Origin of the sequence: Microcystis sp. M49636_WE2 (assembly GCF_030065375.1) — a bacterium.
GTDB lineage: Bacteria > Cyanobacteriota > Cyanobacteriia > Cyanobacteriales > Microcystaceae > Microcystis > Microcystis aeruginosa_C.
This window is the reverse complement of record NZ_JASJFG010000901.1, coordinates 1-10,634: the sequence shown is the minus strand read 5'-3', so window position 1 is coordinate 10,634 and position 10,634 is coordinate 1. Positions and strand designations below refer to the sequence as shown.

11 protein-coding genes and 1 pseudogene are annotated in these 10,634 nt (G+C 44.7%); 6 read left to right on the top strand and 6 right to left on the bottom strand.

Features of this window, described 5'->3' with window-relative positions; genetic code table 11:
* Positions 1-29: 29 nt before the first annotated feature.
* Entirely contained in the window at positions 30-1,025 is a 996-nt protein-coding gene (locus tag PX484_RS20685) for an L-lactate dehydrogenase (protein WP_002773766.1), read from the bottom strand.
* A gap of 235 nt (positions 1,026-1,260) precedes the next feature.
* On the opposite strand from PX484_RS20685, the gene PX484_RS20680 reads away from it, so the two are divergent.
* A complete protein-coding gene (locus tag PX484_RS20680) occupies positions 1,261-1,602 on the top strand; it encodes a DUF952 domain-containing protein (RefSeq protein WP_194017411.1) in 342 nt (113 codons plus the stop codon).
* Here PX484_RS20680 and PX484_RS20675 read toward each other — a convergent pair.
* A complete protein-coding gene (locus PX484_RS20675) occupies positions 1,579-2,892 on the bottom strand; it encodes a cytosine deaminase (protein ID WP_287765245.1) in 1,314 nt (437 codons plus the stop codon). The two genes, PX484_RS20680 and PX484_RS20675, sit on opposite strands and share 24 nt — an antisense overlap.
* Positions 2,893-3,329: 437 nt before the next feature.
* A complete protein-coding gene (cofG, locus tag PX484_RS20670) occupies positions 3,330-4,217 on the bottom strand; it encodes a 7,8-didemethyl-8-hydroxy-5-deazariboflavin synthase subunit CofG (RefSeq protein WP_288105319.1) in 888 nt (295 codons plus the stop codon).
* Between the two features lie 112 nt (positions 4,218-4,329).
* On the opposite strand from cofG, the gene PX484_RS20665 reads away from it, so the two are divergent.
* Positions 4,330-5,994, top strand: coding sequence for a transglutaminase domain-containing protein (locus PX484_RS20665; protein ID WP_002803780.1), 1,665 nt, complete (start codon positions 4,330-4,332; stop codon positions 5,992-5,994).
* Here the strand turns inward: PX484_RS20665 and PX484_RS20660 are convergent.
* The 3 genes from PX484_RS20660 to PX484_RS20650 form a co-directional block, all read right to left on the bottom strand.
* Positions 5,991-6,257, bottom strand: coding sequence for a hypothetical protein (locus PX484_RS20660; protein WP_002763196.1), 267 nt, complete (start codon positions 6,255-6,257; stop codon positions 5,991-5,993). The genes PX484_RS20665 and PX484_RS20660 overlap by 4 nt on opposite strands.
* Before the next feature lie 138 nt (positions 6,258-6,395).
* On the bottom strand, positions 6,396-6,791 hold the full coding sequence (locus PX484_RS20655) for a helix-turn-helix domain-containing protein (protein ID WP_353845701.1): 396 nt from the start codon (positions 6,789-6,791) through the stop codon (positions 6,396-6,398).
* Positions 6,778-7,077 (bottom strand): type II toxin-antitoxin system HigB family toxin, encoded by a 300-nt coding sequence (locus PX484_RS20650; protein ID WP_287765237.1) that lies wholly within the window; start codon positions 7,075-7,077, stop codon positions 6,778-6,780. Before PX484_RS20650 ends, PX484_RS20655 begins: the two co-directional genes overlap by 14 nt.
* Before the next feature lie 235 nt (positions 7,078-7,312).
* On the opposite strand from PX484_RS20650, the gene PX484_RS20645 reads away from it, so the two are divergent.
* The 4 genes and pseudogenes from PX484_RS20645 to PX484_RS20630 form a co-directional block, all read left to right on the top strand.
* Positions 7,313-8,083 (top strand): sirohydrochlorin chelatase, encoded by a 771-nt coding sequence (locus PX484_RS20645; RefSeq protein ID WP_502845969.1) that lies wholly within the window; start codon positions 7,313-7,315, stop codon positions 8,081-8,083.
* Positions 8,080-8,544, top strand: a complete 465-nt coding sequence (gene folK / locus PX484_RS20640; RefSeq protein WP_288105321.1) for a 2-amino-4-hydroxy-6-hydroxymethyldihydropteridine diphosphokinase — start codon at positions 8,080-8,082, stop codon at positions 8,542-8,544. Before PX484_RS20645 ends, folK begins: the two co-directional genes overlap by 4 nt.
* 314 nt (positions 8,545-8,858) lie before the next feature.
* Positions 8,859-10,223: a GTP-binding protein gene (locus PX484_RS20635; protein WP_287668374.1), complete on the top strand. Its 1,365-nt coding sequence runs from the start codon at positions 8,859-8,861 to the stop codon at positions 10,221-10,223.
* A 139-nt stretch (positions 10,224-10,362) separates the two neighbouring features.
* A pseudogene (locus tag PX484_RS20630) lies at positions 10,363-10,634 on the top strand (hypothetical protein); the annotation flags it as partial.

Genomic DNA, 10,634 nt, shown 5'->3' with positions numbered 1-10,634 from the left:
GTTTTTAGATTTATTCAGCCAACCCTAAGTTAAATTTTGAGTTGATCGATTAAATCGCGCATGATTTTGGCCGAATTATGTAACTGTTCCGTTTCTCTGGGACTGAGAGCAAGATTCAGAGTTTTTATCACTCCTTTCTCGTTAACCACCGAGGGAATACTTAAACACACATCTTTGAGACCGTATTGACCATCGAGGAGAGTGCTAATAGTGAGAATTCTTTCTTGGGAACGTAAAATCGCTTTAACGATATCCGTGGTAGCTAAACCGATCGCATAGCTAGTATAACCCTTGCGTTTGATAATTTCATAGGCGGCGTTTTTAACCTGAAGAAAAATTTCTGTTAAGCTTTCTTGGTCGGTTGCGCTTAAATCCTGCCAATCTCCTTCGAGTAACCTTGCTCCTCCGATATTGGCCGAACTCCACACAGCAAGCTCACTATCCCCGTGTTCACCGATAATATAAGCGTGGACGTTACGCGCATCTACATGGAGTTGGGTGGATAAAAGAGAGCGTAAACGGGCAGAATCTAGCACCGTACCCGAACCAATCACCCTAGAAGGCGGAAAATGGGTGATTTTAAGGGTAACATAGGTCATGATATCGACGGGATTACTCACCACCAAAATCAAAGCACTGGGGCAGTAAACAGCCACATCCTCCAGAATACGGCGAAAAATCGCCACATTTCGCTCAAGGAGATGTAATCTGGTTTCTCCCTCTTTTTGGGCAGCCCCGGCAGTAATAATCACCACATCGGCATTTTGTCCCACATCGGCCACGGTTCCCATTTTCAAGTCTGTGGGTTCAATAAAAGGCATTCCGTGCCTTAAATCCATCACTTCCCCTTCGACTTTATCCGTGGCGATATCTTGCAGAATTAATTCATCAAAACAGTCTTGAATTAACATCGAGTAAGCGCAGGCCATCCCCACCTGACCAACACCGATAATTACCCCCTTGCGAGGACGTAGAGGAGCGGGTTTTTCAGCGTAGGGATTGGGAGTAAATATTTTATCTAGCATAGATTTTTGCAGTTATTGCCTCGGTAAGCTCATTTTAAGGGGAAATGGTTAATATCAGGTAAAAAGAGACTATCAAGAGATTTTGAGGCCGTTATCGGCAATTTTTTTCTGGTAATTGGTCGGACAAATTTCTTGTCTTTATTCCCTGACCTCTAGTTTAAGAGAATTGAGGGCTGCTGACAGCTTCAGGCTATATCCTAAAATTAGGGATAAAGTGACAGTAGGAGGCGAACCGATGATCTATCACATCACCACAGAAAGAGGTTGGCAAATAGCTCGTGAAATGGGGGAATATCGGGCGTATTCCCTAAAAAATGAGGGATTTATCCATTGCTCCACCTTAGAACAAATTCCGAAAGTTGTGGCCGCTTTTTATCAAAATCAGCCAGATTTGCTGGTTTTAGCCATTTCTCTCGAACAATTGCAGTCCCCGGTCAAATGGGAGCAGCCCCAACATCCTAACCCAGAAAATGCCACTCTAGAGCTAGAAAAAGAGACCTTTCCCCATATTTACGGTGCTATCAACCTAGAATCGGTGGTTTTTGTCAAACCCTTACAGGAGTTGCTCAATTCCTAGAACTAAATCATCTAACTCTTGGTAATCGGGGAGAGTAGTATCGATGCTCAACCCGCGCCGAATCACAAGGCGATCCCACTGTGGTCGCGATAATAGCTCGCTAAAGTAGCGAGCCTTGAAAATTAACAAATTTGCCTCTAGACCCGTCTTAATGCGCCCTAAATGGGGCAATCCGAGCAGATTTGCTGGGGTGAGGGTGACACTATTTACCCAGTCAGCGTAGGGTGTGTCGAGATGGGCAATCCGCACCGCTTGGGTAAAGACTTCTAAACCATCGTGATCCCCAAAACCATAAAAGGGATCGCGACAGTTATCGCTGGCAAAAGCAACCGGAATTCCCGCTTTTTTCATCTCTTTTATCTTAGTTGTCCCGCGCCAAAAAGGGGTTTTTTCCTCTTGACGATCCTGTAGGTAGAGATTGCACATCGGCAAGCTAACGATAGCAATGCCCGCATTTTTGACTAAATTTAGGGTTTCTTGGATTATTTCAGGCGATTGTACCGCTAAACTGCAACAGTGACCACAGATGATTTGTCCGTCAAATTGCTCTTTGATAGCAGTACGCGCGATCGCTGCTAAACAGGTAGAATCGGAATCGCCGTTTTCATCCAGATGAAAATCGAGATTTAAACCCCTTTCTTGGGCTAATTTGAAGGTAATATCAATTTGTGCCTGTAAATCTGGATTTGTGTAGGCTACTCCCCCTAATATGCCCCCAAATTCGGCAATTTTATCGGCTAGGGCCGCTCCCTCGGAGGTTTGATAGTAGTCAAGGGAAACTAGAGAAACCGCTTGCAGGGTGATTTTACCGGCCCATTGTCGTTGCAATTCTGCCAAAGCGGTTAAGCTAATCTGTGCCTGTTGACCAAAAGAGTCGATATGGGTGCGAATAGCGGCGGTTCCGTGGGTATAACTGCATTTAACGCCGAATTCCATGCGACGATACACATCCTCTAAGCGCCACTCCCGTCGGGAATCCTCTAGGGCCATTTTTAAGGCACTGTCAAAAGTGCCATCACGGTTAGGACAGCGATGCCAACTATGACCTTTATCGAGATGGGTGTGCATATCGACAAAGCAAGGAAAAACAATCTTTTTTTTGAGGTCAATAACGGGAATATTATCTTCGGGGGGGATTGTTGAGGTAATGCGATTAATGTTACCGTCATTAATTTCCAGATTAACTAAGGTTAATCCCTCGGCGTTTTGGGGAGAGAAACTCTCATTTTCTAGCAGGGAAACGGGAATATGAGCATTTTTGAGCCAGTAGCGCTCGCTTGAGGGAATCATAAGACCTCGGGTAAAAATCAAAAATTGTTGTTAGGGTTAGGAGTCGGTCGTCGGTGCATCTCACATTTGCAGGAATACCGACAATCAGCAATTATCAGTAACTCTTAGATGATTACAAATGTATCAGCAGCTGCGTGTAAGCATCCCACCGAAAAACTAATGCGCGGGGGGTTTGGGGGCGGCGCCACGCCCCCAACGGGGGGTTTGGGGGGTAGAACCCCCCAAAAGCTTGGATTGAGTGATAAAATTCGGAAGTAATGCCCAATCTTAGCCGAGAGTTTCCCCGTAAAAATCCCAATTGGTAGATGTACAAAAATGAGATGCAGCCTCGGTCGTCGGTCGTTAGGAGAATTAAGAATGAATAATAATCAATTAAGGGGTATTAAGTAAGGAGTGTTCAATGGCATTAACAGTGCTATCTTTTCCCTGATTAATGTTTACTGATAAACCGGTAGGCGTGGCTTTAATTCCCAGCCATAAACTGCTAAAAATTCCTTTAATTTATCGGGGTGTAAATGGAGGTAATCGGGATTAACTTCATCGATAATGCCAATACCGCCTAAATCCCGCGCTCCTGCCGCTAAACAATCCAAGAGAAAAAGAGGATCGGGTACTAGATTCGGGGGAATTTGAATGACAATATCTGGGGGCAAAATTTCCCTAGCTTGTCTAACCAGATCGGGTAATTTTTGCAGATCAAAAGGATTATTTTGCCACTGTTCTCTTTTACCCGGATTATAGGGTTGTAGGATCACTTCTTGAATATGTCCCCAACGTTGATGAATAGTGGCAATAGTTTCTAAGGTTACTAAGCGATCGCATTCTGTTTCACCAATTCCTAATAATAACCCCGTGGTAAAAGGAATTCCTAATTCTCCCGCCCATTGTAACTGCTCTAAGCGCAGGGATGGCACTTTACTAGGGGCATGACGATGGACAGTATTTAATAAAGTCACTGTCATTTGTTCTAACATTATACCCATAGATAGATTGACATTTTTCAGTTTTTCCATCTCGGCAAAAGTTAAAATACCTGCATTGGTATGGGGATAAAAACCCATATTTAAAGCCAATGCTGCTAAATTATAAATATGCCGAAACCATAACTCTCGATTGGCTGCTAAAGGATGAACTTCCCCGCTAAGAATTAAAATTTCCGTAATTTCCGAACCCTGCAAAGCAGTTAAAATCTCTTTTGCCTTGTCTAAACTTAACCAGCCATCAGTGCCTAAATCCCTGCGAAAATTACAATAACTGCAACGATTGAAACACTCGTAGGTAGGTACAAGGGTATGAGAGGGACTATAGGTGACAATTCTTGACATTTTTTTCGGGATTGCAGTTCATTACGAGCATTCAAGGGCGAGAAAATTTGCTATCGTGGGGAGAATTGCTGTTTTATTCACTTAAAAACACCCTCCCTTTTCGTTTCCTCCTATGATTTTCGATCCTGCCAGTCTTCCCTCCCATCGTCAAACGATTCGCCCGATTAGCGCCACAGCCCTGCACGGAATTGTATTTCAAGATAACAAATTAATCGCTATCGACGCAAAAAACGGCTATTTATACCAAATTGCCCTCGATAATGGTCATACAAGCGTACTTAATTCCCATCGCTGGCAAGAATTCGTCGGGACGACGGGATTGGCAATCGATGATCAAAATCACCTCTGGTTTACTACCCGCGAAAATCTCTACTGCTGCACTCTCGAAGATTTTACCCCGAAATTTTTTACCCGTCTTCCCTACACCGCTAACGGAGTCGCCGTAACTGGTAACACAATTTATGTCACTTGTCAACGTTCTGGACAAATCTTTATATTTGATCGCCAATCGGGACAGGAAATTACTCGTTTGTACGCGCCTGGTATCGGCATCGAAAATATCACCATTCGCGGGGAAGAACTTTGGTTAACGGATACCCTAGAACAAACGGTTTACTGTCTTGATCGCGCCACGGGAGAACAGCTTTTTAGCATGATAACTCCTTTTGAATCGCCGACGGGATTAGCATTTTATCGCGATGCGAACAGTGGCAAGGATATCCTATATGTGGCCTATGCTTTCCAGGAACCCTTTATCCGCGATAATCCCAATTCCGAACAGGTTTACGAACTTAGTTATCGTCCGCGTACTTTTGTCCATCCTCTATATTTTCACTACGATCCCGCTAAAAAATACGCCCTTTCTAACGGTTATCTGATTGAATTATCCTACGTCGAGGAATTGGAACCTCTATATAATATCGAACTAAAAGATGTGGAATGGCGCATCGCTTTACCCTTAGAAACACCACGGCAAAAAATTCGCAGCGTCGAAGCGGTGGGATTGCCTTTTATTGAAGAAATTCAAGACGGGCAGCGGGTGGCAGTATTTAAGTTCGAGCAAATAACCGGCAAACAACGTCATATTTTTGGGTGGAAAGTAGTCTTAGAAGTATGGGGAATTAAATACCAAATTACTCCCCAAGATTGCGAAGATTTACCCCCCTTACCCGCCGATTTTCCCGATCGCTATTTGATCGATAATGATGATCTGGCCATGAATACAGAAATTATCCTCAATGCTGCCGAAGAAGCGATCGGTCGGGAAACCAATCTCCTCAGAAAAGTTTATAGTATTCGTAACTACGTCTATGATCAGCTTTCCTACGGCATCAAACCCAACATCGACACCCCCGATATTGCCCTGCGGCGCGGAGTGGGTTCCTGTGGCGAATATGTGGGTTTATTATTGGCTTTGTGTCGTCTCAATGGTATTGCCTGTCGCACAGTAGGACGTTATAAATGCCCACCCCATCCCCTCGAACGTAATTTACCCCTCGAACCGGATTACAATCACGTCTGGATGGAATTTTATCTGCCCTCTATCGGTTGGGTTCCCATGGAGTCCAATCCCGATGATATTTTTGAAGGCGGTCCCTATCCCAATCGTTTCTTTATGGGTTTAGCTTGGTATCACACGGAAATTGCCAAAGATATCCCCTTTGAACGAATGCTCAGTGAAGGACAACCGGTGTTAAAAACCCAAGTTCCCATCGGCGATTTAGCGATTAATCACGTTCAATTCGTCATTCTTGAGGAATTAGCCCCAAAAGACTAGAATTCTGAGCCATCATCTAGGATGCCCATTTCTCTATCTCTTTCTTCTTTGAGTTCTTTGACCATTTGCAAACCCGCGCCCACACAGAAGCCCAAGGCTGCCCCGGCACCGGCAAAATAACGTCCATAGATGATTTGATAGTTATAGGGATTTTTATAGTTGACTTGGCTGGGATTGCGTTCAATGCGGCTAATGCCATAACCGATACCTGCCCCGACTAAAGCGGTAACAAGGCCTGAAAATAGAACTAGACGAAAGTTCATGATCTTATCTCCCGATGGACTCTGACTTTAGATTATCGCTGAAAATTAGTTCCTGGCAAGCGATCGCAATAATTCGTTAAGTAGTCGTGCCAAATTAATTTCCCTTGAGATGTGTAATTAATTTTCCTTAGTTACTTATCAAGTAAATAAACTGGCATCAACCCGAAAATATGCTCCCAAAGACCTAGCTTCTGACTGATTGATGCTGCGTTGTCCATTAATTATTTGCTCCACCGCATCAGGGGAACCCAAAATAGTAATTAGCTCTGGATATTCTATCTCGTTAGCTTCTATAAGATGCCGTAAAGTTGCTAAAGGATTTATGTCAGGAATTGGATAATTATCTGCCTCGAACCTTTCGATCAAACTAATCAATAACTCCAGTAAAGCCTCCTCCTCTAAACTAAGTTCCGAGCGATGTTCCAACTCTTGAGCAATTGCGATCACTCGCTCGTTTTCCACCTCTGTGGTGATTGCTTTTGGTTGATAGTAAGCGAGTAATTCTCCATAGGTTTTAGAATTAAAAGTAAGCATCATTTTTCCAATTTTCTTTATCGTACTCGGCATGGGTAAGAATATATTTAATATAAATAGTCTGTCGGCTATAAACTAGATCTACAATTAGACGAAAGTGATTTCCTTTAATGTTAAAAACAGTGAAATTACCAACAGATTCAGCACTTTTATAAGTGGCTTGCACATCGATTAGATTTTGCCATGCTGCTTTACTAGCGACTCTATACCAATCATAGAGAGACTCGCAGGAATTAGCGTTGGTCATACAGAAATCGCGAAGTATTCGACGGCTAATTACCCGCATAATACAAATATACCTCTGGCAGTTTCTGTCAATAGCAATTATATCTCAATATCTAGGCTAACTCAAGCCGGCGGGCTGATTTGCTCACACTTTACATCGCGTAAAATGGTAGCACTTCCCACCAATGGGGACGTTTTCCCGCTTACCAGCTAAATCGAGAATATCAGGGGCATTGATGCCTAAAGGGAGACAAAATGTATTAGGCTAAAAACTAAACTATTTTGGCAAGATTTCTTTGAAGACCTCCTCAGCCTACTTATTGGTTTTCCACGGTAGTCGCGATCCGCGTCCAGCCATGGCGGTGACACAATTAGCAGCCTTAGTTCAGGAAAAAATTAGTCAACCCGCCGAAAGATTGGCGAGTAAATCGGAGTTTAGCCCATCTATAGCGGTTCTAGAAGCAGATAATCGGGTATTAGTAGGGACTGCCGCCCTAGAATTAGCGATAACACCTCTCCATCAACAAATAGAAGCTTTTGCCCAACAAGCACAAAGCCAAGGATGTAACCGGTTGCAGATTATCCCCCTGTTTCTCCTGTCGGGGGTTCACGTTAAAGAAGATATTCCCGCAGCCGTGGACAAAGTGCGATCGCCAATTAAGCTAGAGTTAAAGCCCCATTTAGGCAGTTATCAGGGCATAAAATCGCTGTTATCCCGACAATTTGCCGATTTAAGCCACCAAGACCGCATTTTACTGTCCCACGGTAGTCGTCGCCCCGGCGGTAATCGGGAAGTGGAAAATCTAGCGGCGTTTTCTGGAGCAATTACAGCTTATTGGTCGATAGAACCGAGTTTATCCCAACAAATCGAGAGTTTAATTGCTCAAGGTAGCCAAAAAATCGCTATACTGCCCTATTTCCTCTTTGCTGGTGCAATTACGGACGCGATCGAAGCCCAAGTTTTTGAACTAGCACAAAAGCATCCAAATGTCAATATGTTTTTAGGTAAATCTTTAGGGGCGACGGGGGAATTAGCCGAGATTATTGTTGAGGAAGGATGTGGATGAAGCGGGCAGCGATCGCTTTAGGCGGTAATTTAGGAGATTCAGCGACAATTTTAGGGCAAGCTTTAGGGGAATTAGAGCGAGTCAAAGGAATTAAACTAGAAGCTCATTCCCAATGGTATCAAACCGCGGCCGTCGGCCCTCCTCAGCCCGATTATCTCAACGGTTGCGCCATTGTGCAAGTGGATTTATCGCCCTTAGATTTACTGCATAAATTATTAGAAATCGAGCAGTTATTCGGGAGAGTCCGACGGGAAAGATGGGGACCGCGTACCCTCGATTTAGACTTAATATTTTATGAAGACCTGATCTTAGAAACGCCCGAATTACAGATACCCCATCCCCGCTGCCGAGAACGGGCCTTTGTGCTGCTTCCCCTGGCGGAAATTGCCCCCGATTGGCGAGATCCCGTAACCGGAAAAACTATCCTTCAGCTATTGGGACAATTGGGATTGGGGGAGTAGGATGTTAGGTGTTAGGGACTTGCGTGGGAATAATATCCCAATCGATCGGAGGGCGCAAGCTTTGCGCCCCTACAGTAACGGATTTTGTCCACAATGTAGGGGCGAACTGCGTTCGCCCAAAAGGTACATTATCAGAGCGCAAGTCCCTTAGGGTTTTAGTGGAAAACTTCCCTAGTTTCTTTTCACTGATTACTGATTACTGTTCACTGATCACTGAAAAGTCTTCCCCTAACCCCAGATAACCTCATCTCAGTTACCGCCCCGAAACCCTACAATAAAGGCAGCAGCATCAATAAACAGTAAAAAAATCAACCGTGACCAAGACCCCATCGCTCGAGGAAACTCATTACAATCAGGCTAAAGCTAGTTTACAACAGGCCTTAACTTGGTATGCCAGTTTTCGCCGCCATTGGAATTATCCCCCCGATCCCCAACTTCAGGCCGCCGTTAAACAGGATTTGCAGTCCCTCAAATCGGCCTTAGATAAACTGGATGAAACGGTGATTCGGGTGGCAGCCTTCGGGTTAGTCAGTCGCGGTAAATCCTCGGTGGTAAACGCTTTAGTCGGTCAAAAAGTCCTGACAACTGGCCCTCTGCACGGGGTGACACGCTGGCCGCGATCGGTGCGTTGGATACCAGCCACGGGTAAAATTCAGATAGAATTAATCGATACCCCCGGATTGGATGAGATTGAAGGGGAAGCACGGGCGAATATGGCCAGAGAAGTCGCTAAAAGTGCCGATTTGATTTTATTTATCGTTGCGGGGGATATTACCCGCACCGAATACGAGGCCTTAGGAGAATTGCGCCGGGCTAAAAAACCGATCATTTTGGTGTTTAATAAGATTGATCTCTATCCGGAAGCCGATCGCCGTCAGATTTTTCAGCAGTTACAGAGATTAGGAACCAATCGGGATGAAAAAACGTTAGAAGATTTGTTAACTAGCGATGAGATAGTTATGGTAGCCGCCGAACCGCAACCGATTCCCGTCCGGGTGGAATACCCCGATGGGCGCGTGGTGACTGAGTGGGAAACCCCTCCCCCCCAAATTGAGGAGCTGCAAGATAAACTCTTAACGATTTTAAATCGGGAAGGGCGATCGCTACTGGCCTTAAATGCTTTAGTGCAAGGGCAAGAAGCGGAAGAAAATATCGCTAGAAAAACCCTGGAACTTCGAGACAGTCAAGCGGAGGAAATTATCTGGCAATACGCGAAATATAAGGCTTTAGCGATTGCGGCCAATCCGATCGCTATTTTAGACCTCCTAGGGGCTTCAATCGTCGATTTGACTCTAGTTCGGGCTTTAGCTCGTTTGTACGGCTTGCCGATTACCAGTCACCAAGCTGGTCAACTCTGGCGGACTCTACTTTTGAGTAGTGCGGGGTTGCTGGTGGGGGAAATCCTCAGCACTGTGATTATCGGTTTGGGCAAAACGGCGGCGGCGGCGGCCAGTATTTTTGAAAATCCCACCTCTTTAACCCTCTACGGTAGCACCGCTCTCCTACAGGGGGCAATTGCTGCTTATGGAACCTATATCATCGGAAAAGCCGCTAAAATCTATCTAGAACGCGGTTGCAGTTGGGGGGCATCCGGACCGAGTACGGTGATTAATCAAATTCTCGCTCAAGTTCATCCGCAAACTATTTTATATCGTTTACGTCTAGAACTAGAGCAGTGATTTTAAAGGAAAAAGTAGAAAGGAAAAAGGAAAAAAGGCAACAGTTATCAATTAAATATTTCCTCCTGATGACCGACTCCTAATTTTAGAAACTTAATTTTTGACAACGACAACTAGCTAGAAATATTGAGAGAAAATCATGTCTGCTGCCCATAAGTCCTATATTCCCGTTCCCGTTTCTCGCCAAAAAAGCCAAGCGAGTCAACGCCGTCCCCAGTCACCAGTAAATCAGGCGACCCCAACGGCTAAACCGGCGACTAAATCGGTGGAGAGAGTTCCCGTGGCCCCGACACAAAAACAATTAGCCTCGCGTCAATTACGTTCCCTTTGCCTCCTAGAAAGAATAGTGGCCGTGATTACTTTTTGTCTGTTGGGTTCGACTCTGGGAATATATGCTTGGACGGTATATAT